Below are 17,763 nucleotides of genomic sequence, written 5' to 3' on the forward strand. Positions count from 1 at the left end.
TGCGTGGTCCCCCGGCTTTTTTTGTAATTCAAAGTGAGTGGGGAGCTTACACACCTACATGGGGGATATAATTATAACAAGACCCGATCATTTCTAAGATTTGCGAAATCTCATTCTATGTTGTTGAGAGGCCTTTTCTTGTAGGATTAATATATCCAGTTAATAGGGAGGTGTTCCGATTGGCCGTTGAACAGCTAATACTTAGCTCCGTGTTCGTTGCCGGCTTACTTTCTTTTTTCTCTCCGTGCATATTACCGTTATTACCGGTGTATCTTTCGATATTATCAACCAATGAACAAGGTCTATCGGCTCATCGGATGTCACGGGGCAAGCTTGTTGCCAACCCGTATCTATTGATAAAAACGATTGTTTTTGTCATCGGTTTATCGACGAGCTTTGTTTTATTAGGCTTTGGCGCCGGGTTTCTAGGCTCTGTGATTCATACACGATGGTTCATCGTTGTCTGCGGTGCAGTGGTGGTTCTTCTGGGATTACATCAAATGGGATTGTATCAAGTATCATTCTTAAATCTTGAGAAAAAAGTACAAATGAAACGCAGTGGCAAAAGGGATGTGTTTGGGGCGTATTTGTTGGGCTTTACCTTTAGTATTGGCTGGACGCCGTGTATCGGGCCAATTTTAGGCGCTGTATTAGGTCTATCCGCAAGTGAAGGCCAAGCAACGCATGGGGCTTTTCTTATGTTCATCTATGCGCTCGGTTTACTTGTTCCTTTCCTGGTATTGGCACTTTTTTCAGATATCTTGTTACGGAAGATGAAACAAATAAATCGGCACATAAACAAGCTGAAGATAGCTGGGGGTGTCATCATTATCATGATGGGGATTATCCTGATGACCAATAATTTAAACTGGTTTACGACACTTATTGTACGGTAAAGGAGCGGGAAATCATGAAGAAGTTCATGCTTATTCTATTCGGAATGATCACTCTACTTGTTCTGGCCGGCTGCTCTTCAAGCGAAGAAGCGCCCAACGGAGAGAGTATAGCAAGTGCTAATAGCGCACCGAACTTCACGTTATACGACGTGAATGGGGGTTCGCATACCTTGAGTGATTATGCCGGAAAAAAAGTATATGTGAAGTTTTGGGCATCTTGGTGTTCCATTTGCTTAGCAGGAATGGAAGATATAAATACACTTGCCAAGGACGAAGAAGATTTTATGGTGTTAACTGTTGTATCTCCAGGCTTTAGAAATGAAAAGGATACCGATTCATTTAAAAAGTGGTTTAGCGGTGTTGAGGAAGCGAAGAATCTGACCGTACTGTTAGATGAAGGCGGAAAAATCACGGATCAATTCCAAGTGCGCGGGTATCCGACTTCTGCGTATATTGACTCCAATGGCCTACTCGTTCAAGTCCTTCCAGGGCATGTTAGCAATGAAGTAATTATTCAAAAAATGGAAACCATACAATAAAGAAAGGCGTGAATAGTCATGAAGAAGATGGGATGGTTTCTAATTCTAAGCTTGGTGATTGTGATAGCGGGGTGCGGAACCGTGACAGCGACGAACTTATTTCCAACCCAGAAATCACAATCCAGTCTGCCTGACAATCCCAATACGAATTTATCGTTTGATGAGAGTAATCTGAAAGAAATATGGTTTGCAGGCGGTTGTTTTTGGGGGGTAGAAGCGTATATGTCAAGGATCTATGGCGTATATGATGTGACATCAGGTTATGCGAATGGACACACCGAGAACCCGACCTATGAAGAAGTCATCACAGGAAAAACGGGTTATGCCGAAACTGTGCACGTTAAATACGATTCCACACGTGTGAACTTGGAGAAATTACTTACCCATTATTTTAAAATTATTGACCCTACGTTGCTTAACCAACAAGGAAATGATCGCGGCGAGCAATACCGTACGGGTATTTATTATCACAATGAGGAAGATATAGCGATCATTAACAACATTATTGAGAAAGAACAAAAACGTTATGACAAGCCGGTTGTTACGGAGGTAGAACCTCTGAAAAACTTTACGCTAGCAGAAGAATATCATCAAGATTACTTGGAAAAAAAACCTAACGGTTACTGCCATGTGGAATTTGACGGTGTGGAAAATCAGGAAATACCTTCATTAATTGATCCTGCTCTCTATCCCAAGCCCAGTGATAAGGAAATTAAAGCAAAGTTAACGATAGAACAATATGAAGTGACGCAGGGCAACGGCACTGAACGAGCGTATTCGAATGAATATTGGGATAATTACAAGCCGGGCATTTATGTAGATGTGGTTACGGGTGAGCCGCTGTTCTCCTCGGCAGATAAATATGACTCCATGTGCGGCTGGCCTAGCTTCACCAAGCCGATCGATCCAGCTGTCGTGCTGGAGTACGAAGATACAAGCTTTAACATGGTTCGTACAGAGGTAAGAAGTCGTACAGGAAACAGTCATTTGGGTCATGTTTTCGATGATGGACCGGCGGATCGAGGGGGATTGCGTTACTGTATCAATAGCGCGGCCATTACCTTTATCCCGGAGGCGAATATGGAGGAAGCCGGTTACGGATATTTGAAACATCTGGTACAGTAACATAAGGGTCACAATAAATATAAGCAAGGACGTAAGAAAGATGGTATACACCATCTTTCTTTGCGGTTGAAGAGTGAAGAGTGAAGAGCATGAGGGAAAGGGAGAGGGTCATGTATAAACTGCTTTTAGTCGATGATGAAGCGATCATCATTCGTGGAATTCGTTCATTTGTAGATTTTGATGCGTTATCGATCTCCCAGGTGTATGAAGCCTCGAACGGGGAAGCTGCATTGGATATTTTCAAAACACATGAGCCCGATTTCATTCTAGCCGATATTAATATGCCAAAAATGAATGGACTGGAATTTGCCAATGCTGTAAAAATACTTAAACCGAATGTGAAAATTGCTCTAATTACAGGTTACGATTATTTTGATTACGCGCTGGCCGCATTAAAAGCCGGTGTAGATGATTATGTCTTAAAACCTGTTTCCAAAAAGGATATTCAACAAACGCTTCAAAAACTCATCGAAAAAAAACAACAAGCGGACAATGCGATTCAGGTATCGCGCCTTGTTCACGAGTTAATTAAAAATGCGGATACAGCAGATGATACGGGATACAAAGTGAAAATTCATAAGGAGATCGAAGACAATATTGCCAATGCGAATTTTTCACTAGCGTATTTAGCCAAACAACTGGCTTTAAGCACTTCTTATCTCAGTAGTCTCTTTAAACGCCTATATGGCCAAACGTTCCAAGAGTATATGATGACCATACGATTAGAGCGCGCGAAGATTTTGTTGCTGAGCACCCCAATGAAAATTTATGAAATTGCTTCTGCTGTCGGTTTTGACGATCCCAATTATTTAAGCGCATCCTTTAAACGAAAGTTCATGCTTTCCCCTAACCAATTCCGAGAAAAGGCGAGAGAATGAGCATGTCACGATTTCAGGTATTGAAAAAATTACGCGTTCAAATCGCAATGCATTATGTAGTCGCGAGCGTGCTGACACTTCTGTTAATGGGGTCAATTTTATACAATAGCATAGCTGCAATCGTCCAGGAGAGAGCGATAACCAATACCGAAGATGCCGTTGAGCAGAGCGGAATGCATATTGATTTGTATATTGAACGGCTGAAGGCAGTATCACGCTTACTTGCGGAAAGTCCGCAACTCATCGCTTATTTCTCTGATATCTCTCGAGACCCGGCAATGAAAAAAGTGATTCTCTCTACGATTGAAACGGCAATGGCTACGGATCGCTTCATGAAGTCGATTGTCATGGTGAGTAAGGATGGACAGATCATATCGAATGAAACCGGCCTATCTATGAGTATGTCAAGCAATATGATGAAGGAACCGTGGTATGTATCCGCTATTAATCATGAAGGAACGCCCGTACTCACCTCTGCGCGTATGCAAGATTTCACCATGGATAAAGATAACTGGGTGATATCGCTTAGTCGAGAGATTAAAAATACGGAAGGGAGGAACATTGGCGTTCTTCTCATTGATGTGCAATACAAAGTCATTGAAGATTATTTGGCTAATTTAGACCTGGGAAACCTTGGTTTTTCGTTTATTCTAAATGCTAATGGAGAAGTTGTGTATCACCAAGATCCTGCTTATTTTCAAAATGCGGCCAAGCGGAAATTTTTGCAAAAAATCGTTGACGATCCAACAGCTTTCGATCGCAAAGAGCAGACCTTTACACACCTGTTCTCATTACGAAATGCGGATTGGCTCTTTATAGGTGTATCATCGCAAGACGAATTGGCAGCTATTGAAGACAAGCTGGTTCATATTTTCATCCAAGTCGGGCTCGTTTTGTTAGTTATTGCCACGGTCAGCATTGTTATCTTTACCGGACGCATAACGACCCCTTTCAAGAAATTAGAACTTGCTATGCAAGATATTCAACATGGCTTAGTAGAAATACCGATTGATGATAGAGGGTGCTATGAGGCACAAAGTCTGTCCCGACATTTTAACGACATGATGTTGAAGATTAAGAAATTGATGCAGGAAATTAGTGACAAGGAAAAAGATTTACGACGTTCGGAAATTAGTGCACTCCATAGTCAAATTAATCCGCACTTCCTTTATAATACGCTCGACACGATTGTATGGATGGCAGAGTTTAATGACAGTGAAAGGGTAATAGAAATGACAAAAGCGCTGGCGCAATTCTTTCGTCTGTCCTTAAGTGGAGGGAGCGAGCTCACGACTGTGGAAAATGAACTGGATCATGTGCGGCAATATCTATTCATTCAAAAGGAAAGATATGGCGACAAGCTTGCCTATCATATTGCTTGCGACCCCGCCTTATTGCAATTAAAAATACCGAAAATTATTCTACAGCCGATGGTGGAAAATGCACTCTATCACGGTATTCGTGAGTTAGATCATCAAGGTTATATCCATATCACTGCGGAGGCACATGAGCATAAGCTCATATTTACAATTCAAGATAATGGCGACGGTTTTGATGTTGACGCCCTATCGAAAAGTGAAGCGAGCAGACCGACAAAGCTTGGCGGTGTCGGTATTCAAAATGTGGATCAGCGCATTAAATTATATTACGGCCCATCGTATGGTGTAACGATTCTGTCGAATAATCATCAGGGTACGATTGTCCAGATTATAATCTCACAGACAATAGACTGATGAATCTGTTCAGTGGCTGGGGATAACGAGTGTGAAAGTCGTATGAATATCAGGCTTGCTCTCCAGCCGCACGCTTCCCTTATGGAAGCCGGCCACCTCTTTGACGATAGATAACCCGATGCCGAGGCCTTCCCCTTCTCTTGCACGAGATCCCCGGATGAAGCGTTCAAAGATGATCTCCTGCTTTTCGACGGGAATACCGGGTCCTTTATCCGTTACGCTGATTTCAACCTCATAATGTCTCTGACTGTCTCGTCCTTCATTACGGTCGCTGGCGTCCGCAACGATAACTTTGCGCAGGGAAAGTCCCATGTATCCGCCGGAACGGCCATATTGCAACGCATTCTCAATCAGATTGCGTACAGCTCTTTCCATTAGAGGGGGGTCGATCATGACCTCAATGGATTGCTCCGGAATTTCAATCGCAAAGGACATGCCGTAATTTTCTAATATGACAATGTAATCTGCCGCCAGTTTTCGGAGTTGTTCGGACAGGTTGGTTCGCTTCAACTGACCGCGAGCAGGATGCATGTCCATACGAGATATCTCCAGAAGCTTCTGCAGCAGCTTATTCATGTAACGAGACCGGCGCAATACAATTTCCGAATAGGCCCGGATTTCTTTGTCATCTTGATATAAACCGTCGTAAAGCGTCTCCGCATACCCCTGAATCATGGTGAGCGGCGTTCTCAGGTCATGGGAAAGGTTCGCGATCAACGTATGTCGCTTGCGCTCGTTATCTTGAATTTGCGCTACCTGATCCAGGATGCGATCAGACATATGATTGAGATGGCGATTCAGTTGAATGATTTCATCGTTCCCGCGATCATCCAGGACGATCCTCGTACTCCGCGCATCGAATTCCTGTACGGCTCTATTCAGCGTTTTCAGTCTACGGTTAATGCGGGTGAAGAAGAGCAGTGAAAAAATGATCGGCGTAATAAAAAAGATGCCGAGCGGAATGAACAAGGTTAGAAGCATCCAGGATTGCCGGACATAAACAAAGACTTGCGTTCCTCGCATTTCCTTGCTGGGCATGGACATGATCAAATACTGAGGTTCATTATCAAGCGCCCAGTGAAACACTAAGGTCACCGCTTCGTCGTCAAAGCCCCACAGCTTATTAGGCATGCCTACAAAACGCTCCATCATCTCATCGAACGCATAGGGCTCCTTCCGCTGATTGGTGGCATACTGCAACGTGCCCTCCTTGGAAAACCACTCCAGACTCATCTGCGGGTGTTCATCCCGAGTAAGATCCAGTAGGCTTTGAATTCGCTCATCCACCTCTCCCCTCTTTAAATCAAGTGCTTGATTGCCCGCATCTTCTACCAATTGATGGCCTATTTGATTCAACGATTCATGGGTATACCCACGCGAAGTAAGCGAACCCATGATTACGATGCTCGCGATGAATAATACAAGTCCGGTAAAACTGGCTGTTATGACCATTAACCACAATTTAGTCTTCAGATTCATGTGTCCCCTCCACAAACCGATAGCCGACACCGCGTATAGTCTCAATATAGCGAGGGTTTGCCGGGTCTTTTTCTATTTTTTTGCGCAAAAAATTGATATACACGTTGACTGAATTTGCATCGAATTGATCCAGCTTCCAGACATATTTGAATAGTTCTTGCTTGGTGAAAATGCGTCCCGGCTGGCGCATGAACAGCTCCAGCATCATTCCTTCTATCGGAGAAAGGGAAATGGTGCCGGTTGGTTTCTCGATTTGCTGAGCGGCACGATCGTAGATGAGGTTCCCGCAGTTGATTTTATTCCCGTACATAGCGGGCTTGTAACGCCGCAGCAAGGCTTTGATGCGGGCCGTCAGCTCGCCGGGGCTGAACGGTTTCGTGACGTAATCGTCTGCTCCTAATCCGAGGGTTTCGATCTTGTCTTCTTCCAGTTGTCTGGCGCTAAGGATGATAACGGGCGTATTCAACTGGCGGGTTTGTATATAGTGCAGCACCTCCCAGCCGTCCCCATGCTCCATCATTAAGTCCAGCACGATCAGATCGACTGTGTAATGCTCCAGTAGGGCAATAGCCTCTTGCCCTGAAGAGGCTTCAGAAGTAAGGGCCCCTGCATTCCGCAAATGCAGCTTGACCAGCTGAACAATTTCCGGTTCGTTATCGACAATCAGTACGTGGTGATTTTCCATGGCACACTCTCTTCTATTGTCTAACGTTTTTTTCATTATACAATACAGCCAAGCTATTCTCCTTTAAAGAATGAAATTCTTTAAGCATCCTTTAAGACTTTAGCCTTACATAAAATGGTAGAGTTAAAAATAGCGAGCTGTGATCCAATCATAGATTTAGAGGGCAATAGAGAAGGGGATGTTCAATCGATGTCAAAAAATAAACGGCATGTAAAGGAAGGCTTGCAACTGATTCCGGTCGTTCTGGTACTTATCATACTGTGGACATGCATGGTACCTGCTGTCGTATCGGCTGAGAGGTCTTCCGGCGGCAGCTGGAGTCGGGGATCGTTCCAGATGATCGCTGCGGGAGCGTATCATTCGCTAGCGTTGAAAGCGGACGGCAGCGTAGTCGCTTGGGGGTCAAATAGTAAAGGCCAATTGAATGTTCCGGCAGTTGCCAAAAGCGGTGTGGTGTCCATTGCTGCGGGAAATCATCATTCGTTGGCGCTGAAAGCGGACGGCAGCGTAGTTGCCTGGGGAGATAATACTCGCGGTCAGACGACTGTTCCGGCCGCGGCAGAAAGCGGCGTCGTGGCCATTGCCGCGGGAAACTATCATTCACTTGCACTGAAAGCGGACGGCAGCGTAATTGCCTGGGGATTGAATTATCAGGGTCAGAGGATTGTGCCAGCAGAAGCGCAAAGCGGCGTCGTGTCCATCGCTGCGGGACAGTTCCATTCATTGGCGCTGAAAGCAGACGGCAGCATAGTTGCTTGGGGATCTAATATTCGCGGTCAAACGACGGTTCCGTCTGGGGCAGCAAGCGGCGTAGTGTCTATTGCCGCGGGAGATACTCATTCACTTGCACTGAAAGCGGACGGAAAGGTAGTCGCATGGGGATCTAATTTTAACGGTGAAGGGAATGTTCCGGTAGAGGCGGAAAGCGGTGTAGTGTCCATTGCCGCGCAAAGTTTTAACTCACTAGCACTGAAAGCGGACGGCAGTGTTGTCGGGTGGGGAGCCAATAGTCAAGGTCAAACGACCGTTCCAGCAGAAGCGCAAAGCGGTGTGGTGTCCATCGCTGTGGGACATTTTCATTCGTTGGCGCTGAAAGCGGACGGCAGCATAGTGGCATGGGGAGCGAATAACAGCGGCCAAACGACCGTTCCGGAAAGTCTGTCTTCGCCTGTCAAGGCGATCGCTATCGCCGCGGGAAGGTATCATTCACTGGTATTAAAATCGGACGGCAGCGTAGTGGCATGGGGAGATAATACTTACGGTCAAAGGACTGTTCCAATAGCTGCCCAAAGCGGTGTAGTGTCCATTGCTTCGGGATTTAATCATTCGTTGGCGCTGAAATCGGACGGCAGCGTAGTGGCATGGGGAGAGACTACTTTCGGTCAAACGGATGTTCCGACTGAGGCCAAAAGCGGCGTCGTGTCCATTGCCGCAGGAGGATTTCATTCACTTGCACTGAAAGCGGACGGCAGTGTTGTCGCATGGGGATCTTATGATCACGGTCAAACGGATGTTCCGACTGAGGCCAAAAGCGGCGTCGTGTCCATTGCCGCAGGAGGATTTCATTCACTTGCACTGAAAGCGGACGGCAGTGTTGTCGCATGGGGATCTGATGTTTACGGTAAAACGACTGTTCCGGCAGAGGCAGTAAGCGGCGTTGTATCCATTGCCGCAGGAGGAAATCATTCACTAGCACTGAAAGCGGACGGGAGCGTAATCGCATGGGGCATGAATACTTACGGTCAAAGGACTGTTCCGGAATCTGCCCAAAGCGGCGTCGTGTCCATTGCCGCAGGTTTGCGGTATTCACTTGCACTGAAAGAAGACGGCAGCGTAGTGGTATGGGGGGGCTCTTCTGATATCACTAACGTTCCAGCAGCAGCCCAAAGCGGCGTTGTATCCATTGCCGCAGGAGGATTTCATTCACTTGCGCTGAAAGCGGACGGCAGCGTAGTCACTTGGGGATATGATGCGCGAGGTCTAGGGACCGTACCAGGCAAGGCGAATCTGAGCGGTCTTGTGATGGATGCGGGTGAGCTGAGCCCGCCATTTGCCCCTTCCGTCACGGCGTATACCTACCAGCTTGTGGGCTCATCTGCCGCCAGCATCGATGTGACGGCTATATTGTCTGACGAAGCCAACTCCATATTGCTGGTTAATGACGAGGAGCAGACAAGCGGTACACCTGTTGCCGTACCCTTGACCGGGGACACCACGGCAATCTCAGTCCGGGTCGAGCCGTATCTCTTGCCGGGCAAGACGTATACCATTACCGTGTCGCAGCTTTATACCGTCACGTATGACGGCAATGGCAGCAACGACGGCAACTTGCCGACTGACAATAGCGCATATAGTCCGGACGACAGCGTCACCGTGCTGGGCAACACAGGCAGCCTGAGCAGGACGGGCTATACGTTCGCAGGCTGGAACACCGCAGCTGACGGCAGCGGTACGAGCTACACGCCAGGTGACGCTTTTACGATGGGCGCGGGCAATGTAACTCTGTACGCACAGTGGTTGGATAACATCGTTCCAGCGGTTGCGATTCAAATGAAAGCAGCGGATGAATCGCTTTACGCAAACGATACATGGACAAATCAAAGCGTGACCGTCAGTGTATACGCAACGGATGACGGCAGCGGACTGGCAGCGCTTGAATACTCGGAGGACGGGGGCGATTCCTGGCAGCCGGTTGACGGAGAGATGACCTACAGCGAGGAAGGCATCCATACCTTGACTTTTAAAGCGACCGATGAGGAAGGGAATGAAGGGCAAGAAACTAGAACGGTGAAGATCAATCGAAACGGGCTGGTTATCACGATTTCTGCCAACAATCAGGACGGCAATTCATACGCTTCCGGAGAGTGGACGAACGGAACTGTGGCGGCGGAGGTCTATGCCTCCAATCAGCAAGGGATAGCCATCGCAACCTTAGACTACTCACTGGATGATGGAGCAACCTGGCTCCATTACACGGAACCGCTGTCCATCTCGGGAGTCGGAACGCACATGATCAAGGTCAAAGCCGAAGATGAAGCGGGCAACGAATTGGAAGATGCCCTGACGGTTAAGATCGATCAAACTAACCCGAGCATCGAGTTCGGCATGAACGGCAATGAAACGTGGAGCCTAGGCGTATCGACGATCGTAACGGCGAGCGATACGGAGAGCGGCTTGAATTTGGCTGCTCTGGCATTCGCTTGGTCGCAAAGCGACACTGCGCCAGCAGATGGCTGGGCGCCGTTCACGAGCGGGGCTGATCTGATGAAAAGCGGAGTGGATGGAGACTGGCACTTGCATATTCGGGCACAGGATGTAGCCGGCAATACGGCGGACGAAGTATCGGAGCGGTTCAGACTGGATGCGTCTGCTGCGGAATTGAGCGGGCTTGCGCTCTCCGCAGGAACGCTGAATATGGAGTTCGACGCATCCACGATGGACTATAAGGCAAGAGTGCCAAACAACGTGAGCAGCATCACTTTAACGCCGGTTGCCCTCGATGCGACGGACCTCATTACCGTAAGAGTCAACGGTGGAACGCCATCATCGGTAACGAGCGGACAAGCGAGTGGAGCGTTGGACTTGGATGTAGGTGACAATACCATGGCAATTGAAGTTACGGCGTTGAACGGGGCGCGTAAGAGGTACTCTGTCACTGTGACGCGTGCTGCGAGCAACGCCGGAACTTCTGGAGGATCAAGCGGCGAATCGGTGGAACTGGCGGGGAAAGCGAGCTTGTTGGTAGACTCGACTGTGATTGGAGCAGTAGCGATAAGAAAAGTAACCCGTCCGGACGGTGTCATCGTCGAGCAAGTCTCGCTCAATGAAGAGATACTGGATGACGCGTTGAATCGATTGCAGGCGGCCAAGCAACCGGTCCTCACAATCGAAGTGGACGATTCCAAGCGGATCGTTCGGATAGAGCTTCCTGCCGCTTCAATCGCCGCGGGCGCCGAATCGTTCCCGAATGCGATTATCGAGGTGAAGCTGAACGGGGCCAGCTACCAGCTCGTCATCCATGCGCTTGATCTGGCGGGCTTGGCGGAACAGCTCAGCGTCGAACTGAAAGATCTGAAGGTGAACATCATCATGGAGCGCGCTGACGAAGCTACGGAGATGCAGGTCCAGCAGCTTGCTGTTCTGGAAGGCTTTGACCTGGCGAGTGCGGTCATCGACTTCAAGGTGACGGTAGAGGCGGACGGTCAGACGGAGGAGATCCGCGATTTTGGCAGGACATATATGTCGCGGGCGATCGTGACGGAGGAAGGGGCCGGGAATCGCAACCTGACAGGCGTTCTATATGATGGGGAGACGAAGACGTTCACGTTCGTTCCTTCGCATACAGGTACTCGCCCGGATGGTACACAGGAAATCATCATGAATGTGCCGCACAACAGTATGTACGTTGTCCTGGAATCGAAGGGCATGACATTCGATGACCTTAGCGGACATTGGGCGAAGGCGGATGTGGAGCTGCTGACGTCAAAGCTGATCGTCAAAGGCGTCACGGACAGCCGGTTTGCACCGAACGCGGACATGACGCGGGCGGAGTTTACCGCACTGCTCGTCCGCGCGCTGGGACTATCGCTGACCCCTGGCGGGCAAGCTTCCGGCTTCGCCGATGTGTCGGCAAATGCGTGGTATAGGCCTGCCGTCGAAGCAGCGGTGAACGCTGGCCTTGTGAGCGGCATGTCGCCTGACCGGTTTGCGCCGAATGAGCGGATCGCTCGCGAGCAGATGGCCGTAATGGTTGCCAGAGCACTATCGTTCACGGGCAAGGAGGCGGCAGCAGACATGGGAGTGCTGGAATCGTTCACAGACCGAACGTCGATCTCCGCCTGGGCTACAGATGCGGTTGCTCAAGCTGTGGCTGCGGGTATCATTACGGGTATGCCCGACGGCACGTATATGCCTTCTGAACCTGCAACCCGGGCGCACGCGACGGCTATGCTGAAGCGATTTCTGCAATATACGGAATTTATCGATTAGAGAGTAATCGGGGAACGAGGAAAGAGTGATTCAAAACACATTGTCCTGCCGCTCCATTGGCTAGTAGCCAAATTGCATAATATGAGCTTGTATGAAAAGAGGGATTGCCAACCTTGATTCATGCAGGCTCTTTTTTCTTTTACCTCTTCCTGTTTATAATACATACTATGTTCGACGTCAGTGTGTGGAGGGATGACAATGGAAATTATTCGTAGGAAGAGGTTTACGATTTATCCGAAGTTGCTGTTGGGCTTTCTTACTGCGATTCTTCCCGTCTATTTACTGGGCATATTGCTGAATCAGGGAGTCGCGAACAGCCTGCGGGAACAAATACTGCAATCGATGCAGACCAATGTCAAGTTCTACTTGTCCTCGCTTGGAGATGAGTTGAACAAAATCGAAAAATTCAAGGAATCCCTTGTCATTGACGAGGATCTGATGACATTGGCTACGGTAGCGCCCGCCATGTCCGAAAATGAGCTTAGAGAAGCGATCTTGCGCATGGAACGGAAGCTGACTCTGCTGCAGGATTCCAGCTCGTATATCGCTGACGTCACGATTCATATTCCGCTAATTAATAAAGGAATCAAGCCGGGGAATTACAAGGAGGGGGTATCACATGAAGATATGAATGCGATGCGCGCGGTCATGCAGAAGCAAGAATCACCCTTGTTTTGGTGGAACGAGAAGCTGATGCTTGCTTCGTATTATCCGGATAGCGCTCTTACAGCACGTTCCCCTGTTTTTCTCATCGAGGTGGAAATCGATCGGAAGATGATTTTGCATGATTTGCGGAACGCCGTAGAGCAAGGCGGAGCCGTGCTCTATTTTAACGGGTTCAAGAAGACGATTTCCAATCATGCCTTGAATCAAGCCGAAAATGACATTATGACGTTGCTTGAAGAAGAAGGAAGCAGCACCGCGAATTCAGTCATATTCACAATTTCGGACAATCACTATCTGGTATCGATGCAGAAATCACTCTACTACGACATGACACTCGCAATCTACACGCCGGAAAGCTATATTATGAGCGATTTTGAAAAGTTCGACAGATGGTTCTGGCTGCTGTTTATTTTGTCCATGATCGTCATTGCCCTATTTTCTTATTGGATATTTAAAGCGATACGGACACCGCTTCGCAAGGTGCTCAAGGCTTTCCGCAAGGTGGAGCAAGGTCAGCTCTCCGTGCGGATCACACAATCGAGCAATGATGAGTTCAGGGACTTGTCCGATCAGTTCAATAAGATGGTGGGTCAGCTGCAAGCATTGATTCAGGAGGTGTACGAACAGCAGATTCGCAGGCAGCAGTCGGAATTGAAGCAGCTGCAGTCGCAGATCAATCCTCACTTCCTGTACAATAGCTTTTTTATTCTGCATCAGCTAATTGAATTCGAAGATATCGCCAATGCGCGGAAGTTCGTGCATTACTTGGGGAACTACTTTCAATATATAACAAGGGATGCGAAGTCGGAGCTGCCGCTGGGGCAAGAGATCAAGCATGCCGAAGCCTATGTGAACATCCAGACGATGCGCTTCGGTCCTCGAATCGATGTGCAATTTCAATCGATCCCGCAGCAATATGAAGCGCTGTACGTACCCCGATTGATCGTGCAGCCTATTATCGAAAACGCCTATCAGCACGGGCTGGAATCCAAGGTGTCGTCAGGCAAGCTGCATATGACGAACGAGACGAAGGACGGCATGCTGTACATTCGCGTCGAAGATAATGGCTCCGAATTGACGACGGACGAGCTATATAAGCTAAGAGAGCAGCTGTACAAGGATGTCAACGAAATGGAGACGACGGGGATGTTTAATGTACACCGGAGACTGCAAATCAAATTCGGACCTTCCGCAGGCGTTGATGTCTACCGCAATCAATGGAACGGTCTGGGCGTAGCAGTGAAGATACCCGTAGGTATGGAGGAGGAGTATGCATGTACCGATTACTAATCGTAGATGACGAGCCGTTCATTCTGAACGGCCTGGTCGAGCTGTTCAGCAGGCTGCAAGAGCCGCAGCTTGACGTCTCTCCGGCCTCAACGTCTGAGGAGGCGTTAAGCTGGTTGTATCGCACCAGAATTGATATTGTGCTGTCAGATATTCATATGCCGGGAATGAGCGGTCTGGAGCTGCATGGAGAAATTATTAAGCAATGGCCGAGGTGCAAGGTGATCTTCTTGACCGGCTACAGTGACTTTTCTTATATTCAGCAGGCGATCCGCCAAGGTAGTGTGGATTATATATTGAAAACGGAGGGCAACGCTAAAATCGTGGGTAGCGTGGCCGCTGCAGTGAAAGAATTGGAGAAAGAACGTCTCACTGATTCCTTGCTGCTTCAGGCCAAGCAGCAGAAGCTGATGGCGCTGCCCCATCTTCAGAAGCAATATATGAGTGAATTGCTGCATAGCGACGAATCTATTGGTGCGATCGGTCTGAAGTTCGCCGAACTCGGAATTGATTTGGACGCCGAAGGCCCTTGCCTGCTGATGATTGCGAGAATAGACGATTGGGGCCGCTTGCAGAGCCTGACGGATCGAACACTTATTCAGTTCGCGCTTGATAATATGACGCGTGAATTGTTATCACCATTAACGAAAGTATTGTCCATCCATTTCGAGAAAAACAAGATGGTGTGGTTCATACAGCCGATGGAAGATGAGCCTACAGAGGATACGTATAAGCGAGCCGGCATATTCGTGCGGGAAATGCTGGAGGAGATCCAGCGGAATTCCGCTGCGCTCCTGAAGTTGCCGATATCGCTCGCGCTGGCATCCGAATTCGTCGCTTGGGACAAAGTGGCGAGGAAGGTGGAGTGGCTGAATCTGCTCTATCATAGCGGATTGGGGATGGGACGCGAGCTCATCTTGCTGGAACCGGCCCCAGGCGAGCTGGACCACAACTATAACGAGGAGACGAGGCTGACGACCGTCCATTTCAACAAAGTCGAGTATTTGAAGTCCTGCTTGGAGAACGGCCAGGAGGATGAGTTTTTCTCGACACTGGAGGAGCTTCTGGCATTCGCCAGCTTCACAGGGCCGTTCCCTAGCAGTGTACAATTAGAGCTCTATTACCTGCTTGTCTCCGTCTATATGCCGCATGGCCTGAAGCACTCCTTGAGCGGGGCTGCAGGCAGGGAAGAGCTTGGGCGCTATACGCAATTGGAGAGGTATGAATCGTGGCAGGAAGTGTGCGAGGAATTCACACAGTTCGCATGGCGAATATTCGGATGGAAGAAAGATGGGATGAACGTACAAGAGCATGAGCTGATTACGAAGATCCAACAGTATATTACGAGCCACCTGGAGGGCGATTTGTCGTTGACGCGAATCGGCGAGGTGGTCGGACATAACCCGTCTTATTTGTCCAGACTGTACAAGAAGCTGACTGGGCAGGGATTGTCCGCTTATATTAACGAGCTGAGATTGGACAAGTCCAAGCATATGCTGGAGCAAGACCGCTATAAGGTGCATGAGATCGCCAAGGAATTGGGCTTTTTGTCACCGCAGTATTTTCACAGGTTCTTCAAGAAAGCGACGCATCTTACCCCGCAGGAGTACCGGGAATTGAAGCGGGATAGAAAAGGGTAAATAAAAGATACAAAAGTCATGAACGGAAACTAGTTCGCACCCTTCGGTAGCTTCTATAATGAAAGCGTAGCAAAGACAAACTACTTGAAACGGAGTGTTCACGATGAAGGGGAGAAGACATTTTAGTTTCATTCTGACAAGTGTTCTTGCGCTGTCGCTTACACTGACTGCGTGCGGAGAAGCAAACAATAAGCAAGCTGAGGACAACAGCAGTAATGGCCCGGGTAATGACTCAGCGGCAATTGAGCCGTTCGGTAAATACGATCCGCCGATCGATGTTACAGCGGCGCGATTCATTACGCAGGATGTCGTCTATCCGGACGGTCAGTCAGAATCGGATAACGCATGGGAATCGCTCTATCAAGAGATGGGGATCAATCTCAGCTATGACTGGATCGTGAAGGGGACGGATGCGCAGTACTTCCAGAAGCTGAATCTGTCTATTGCTTCGGGCGAGATTCCGGATATTCTGATGGTCAATTCCTCGCAGCTGAAGCAGCTGGTTGAGGCGGACATGGTGGAAGACCTGACGGAAGCATTCGAGAAGTATGCTTCGCCGGCGGTCAAGGACGTATTCCATAAGGACAAGATGGCGCTGCAATCCGCTACATTCGACGGGAAGCTGTACGCGATACCCAAGACAGAGCCGATGATCGGAGCTCAGACGCCGGTGCTGTGGGTGCGCACCGATTGGCTGAGTGCCATGAACCTGCCTGAACCGACGACATGGGAAGAAGTGCTGAATCTGTCGGAAGCGTTCACGACAGGAGATCCGGACGGCAACGGGCAAGCGGATACGTTCGGCATTGCACTGGGCAAGGAGATTATTAACGGTTATCCTTCCTTGAACGGGTTCTTCAATGCTTATGGCGCGCATCCCCGCATCTGGAAGAAGGACGATTCCGGCAATCTGATCTACGGCAGCATTCAGCCGGAAGTGAAGACCGCGCTTGGCGTATTGGCCGAATTGTATCAGAAGGGGCAACTGGACAAGGAGTTCGGCGTGAAGGATGGTTCGAAGGTGGCGGAATCGATCGTCAGCGATCGCGTTGGCCTGCTGTTCGGTCCGAGCTGGGCTTCGCAATGGCCGATTCAGGACAATAAGAAGAAGAATAATGAGGCGGAGTGGCGTCCGTATCCGATACCATCTGTTGATGGAGGCAATGCCACAGTGCAGATGCCGTTCGGCGCATCGTTCTATTATGTGGTGAAGAAGGATATGGACCATCCGGAAGTTGCGGTTAAGATGGCGAATTTATTCCTGGAGAAGCTGTACGGCGAGACGGCCGATTACTTGAAGTATGGCGTGGATGGAGAAGGCATCTCCACAGCCAAATACTCGCTGATCGATTTGTTCGCCCCGGACAAGGATTTGAAGCGCGCACAGAACGTAGCGGCGGCTCTTGAGAAGGGTGATCCGGCCGGACTGAATCCGGAGGAGAAATCAACGTATGACAAAGTGTTGGCTTACCGGGACGGCGGCGATCTCAACTTCTATGGTGAAACGTACCAAAGCGGTCCGGAAGGCGCAATGGTCGTACTTCAGCAGCTGACGGACGAAGGCAAGATCATAGCGGAAGGCTACGGCGGAGCGCCGACCGATACGATGGGCGAGAAGCGAGCGACGCTGGACAAGATGGAGACAGAAACGTTCACAAAAATTATATACGGTGCGCTTCCGCTGGATCAATTCGACAAGTTCGTAGAGGACTGGAAGAAGCTTGGCGGCGATCAAATTACGCAAGAAGTCAATGAGTGGAACGCATCACAAAAATAAGAACGGAGAGCAGGGGCGAGAGGATAACATCAGCTTGCCCCTTCCCCATTCCAAAAGCTGGATAAGGAA

11 protein-coding genes are annotated in these 17,763 nt (G+C 48.9%); 9 read left to right on the top strand and 2 right to left on the bottom strand.

Features of this window, described 5'->3' with window-relative positions:
- Positions 1-179 precede the first annotated feature (179 nt).
- The 5 genes from ACFQ2I_RS01875 (at position 180) to ACFQ2I_RS01895 (ending at position 5,171) form a co-directional block, all read left to right on the top strand.
- Positions 180-896 (top strand): cytochrome c biogenesis CcdA family protein, encoded by a 717-nt coding sequence (locus ACFQ2I_RS01875; RefSeq protein WP_377561776.1) that lies wholly within the window; start codon positions 180-182, stop codon positions 894-896.
- Between the two features lie 14 nt (positions 897-910).
- Positions 911-1,435 carry a redoxin family protein gene (locus tag ACFQ2I_RS01880; protein WP_377561777.1) on the top strand — a complete coding sequence of 175 codons (525 nt, stop codon included), beginning with the start codon at positions 911-913 and terminating at the stop codon, positions 1,433-1,435.
- An 18-nt stretch (positions 1,436-1,453) separates the two neighbouring features.
- The gene (gene msrB, locus ACFQ2I_RS01885; RefSeq protein WP_377561778.1) at positions 1,454-2,560 is read left to right on the top strand and encodes a peptide-methionine (R)-S-oxide reductase MsrB; all 1,107 of its coding nucleotides are present in this window, start codon (positions 1,454-1,456) and stop codon (positions 2,558-2,560) included.
- 110 nt (positions 2,561-2,670) lie between these two features.
- The gene (locus ACFQ2I_RS01890; RefSeq protein ID WP_377561779.1) at positions 2,671-3,438 is read left to right on the top strand and encodes a response regulator transcription factor; all 768 of its coding nucleotides are present in this window, start codon (positions 2,671-2,673) and stop codon (positions 3,436-3,438) included.
- A gap of 2 nt (positions 3,439-3,440) precedes the next feature.
- Positions 3,441-5,171: a cache domain-containing sensor histidine kinase gene (locus ACFQ2I_RS01895; RefSeq protein ID WP_377561780.1), complete on the top strand. Its 1,731-nt coding sequence runs from the start codon at positions 3,441-3,443 to the stop codon at positions 5,169-5,171.
- 9 nt (positions 5,172-5,180) lie between these two features.
- Here the strand turns inward: ACFQ2I_RS01895 and ACFQ2I_RS01900 are convergent, their stop codons facing one another.
- Positions 5,181-6,650, bottom strand: coding sequence for a HAMP domain-containing sensor histidine kinase (locus ACFQ2I_RS01900; RefSeq protein ID WP_377561781.1), 1,470 nt, complete (start codon positions 6,648-6,650; stop codon positions 5,181-5,183).
- On the bottom strand, positions 6,634-7,335 hold the full coding sequence (locus tag ACFQ2I_RS01905) for a response regulator transcription factor (protein WP_377561782.1): 702 nt from the start codon (positions 7,333-7,335) through the stop codon (positions 6,634-6,636). Before ACFQ2I_RS01905 ends, ACFQ2I_RS01900 begins: the two co-directional genes overlap by 17 nt.
- 189 nt (positions 7,336-7,524) lie before the next feature.
- On the opposite strand from ACFQ2I_RS01905, the gene ACFQ2I_RS01910 reads away from it, so the two are divergent.
- The 4 genes from ACFQ2I_RS01910 to ACFQ2I_RS01925 all read left to right on the top strand — a co-directional run bounded on the left by ACFQ2I_RS01910 (position 7,525) and on the right by ACFQ2I_RS01925 (position 17,694).
- Positions 7,525-12,324 (top strand): RCC1 domain-containing protein, encoded by a 4,800-nt coding sequence (locus ACFQ2I_RS01910; RefSeq protein ID WP_377561784.1) that lies wholly within the window; start codon positions 7,525-7,527, stop codon positions 12,322-12,324.
- 198 nt (positions 12,325-12,522) lie between these two features.
- On the top strand, positions 12,523-14,280 hold the full coding sequence (locus ACFQ2I_RS01915) for a sensor histidine kinase (RefSeq protein ID WP_377561785.1): 1,758 nt from the start codon (positions 12,523-12,525) through the stop codon (positions 14,278-14,280).
- Positions 14,265-15,917, top strand: a complete 1,653-nt coding sequence (locus ACFQ2I_RS01920) for a response regulator transcription factor (protein WP_377561786.1) — start codon at positions 14,265-14,267, stop codon at positions 15,915-15,917. The genes ACFQ2I_RS01915 and ACFQ2I_RS01920 overlap by 16 nt, the downstream gene beginning before the upstream one ends.
- Positions 15,918-16,020: 103 nt before the next feature.
- Complete coding sequence (locus tag ACFQ2I_RS01925; protein WP_377561788.1) at positions 16,021-17,694, top strand: extracellular solute-binding protein; 1,674 nt, start codon at positions 16,021-16,023, stop codon at positions 17,692-17,694.
- The last annotated feature ends 69 nt before the right edge of the window (positions 17,695-17,763 follow it).

Source organism: Paenibacillus chungangensis (genome assembly GCF_042675905.1).
Classification (GTDB): Bacteria; Bacillota; Bacilli; order Paenibacillales; family Paenibacillaceae; genus Pristimantibacillus; species Pristimantibacillus chungangensis.

Excerpts from the sequence above, each read along its gene's own strand:
- ACFQ2I_RS01880 (WP_377561777.1), top strand. The coding sequence starts at position 911 with ATGAAGAAGTTCATGCTTATTCTATTCGGAATGATCACTCTACTTGTT.
- msrB (WP_377561778.1), top strand. The coding sequence starts at position 1,454 with ATGAAGAAGATGGGATGGTTTCTAATTCTAAGCTTGGTGATTGTGATA.
- ACFQ2I_RS01890 (WP_377561779.1), top strand. The coding sequence starts at position 2,671 with ATGTATAAACTGCTTTTAGTCGATGATGAAGCGATCATCATTCGTGGA.
- ACFQ2I_RS01895 (WP_377561780.1), top strand. The coding sequence starts at position 3,441 with ATGTCACGATTTCAGGTATTGAAAAAATTACGCGTTCAAATCGCAATG.
- ACFQ2I_RS01900 (WP_377561781.1), bottom strand. The coding sequence starts at position 6,650 with ATGAATCTGAAGACTAAATTGTGGTTAATGGTCATAACAGCCAGTTTT.
- ACFQ2I_RS01905 (WP_377561782.1), bottom strand. The coding sequence starts at position 7,335 with ATGGAAAATCACCACGTACTGATTGTCGATAACGAACCGGAAATTGTT.
- ACFQ2I_RS01910 (WP_377561784.1), top strand. The coding sequence starts at position 7,525 with ATGTCAAAAAATAAACGGCATGTAAAGGAAGGCTTGCAACTGATTCCG.
- ACFQ2I_RS01915 (WP_377561785.1), top strand. The coding sequence starts at position 12,523 with ATGGAAATTATTCGTAGGAAGAGGTTTACGATTTATCCGAAGTTGCTG.
- ACFQ2I_RS01920 (WP_377561786.1), top strand. The coding sequence starts at position 14,265 with ATGTACCGATTACTAATCGTAGATGACGAGCCGTTCATTCTGAACGGC.
- ACFQ2I_RS01925 (WP_377561788.1), top strand. The coding sequence starts at position 16,021 with ATGAAGGGGAGAAGACATTTTAGTTTCATTCTGACAAGTGTTCTTGCG.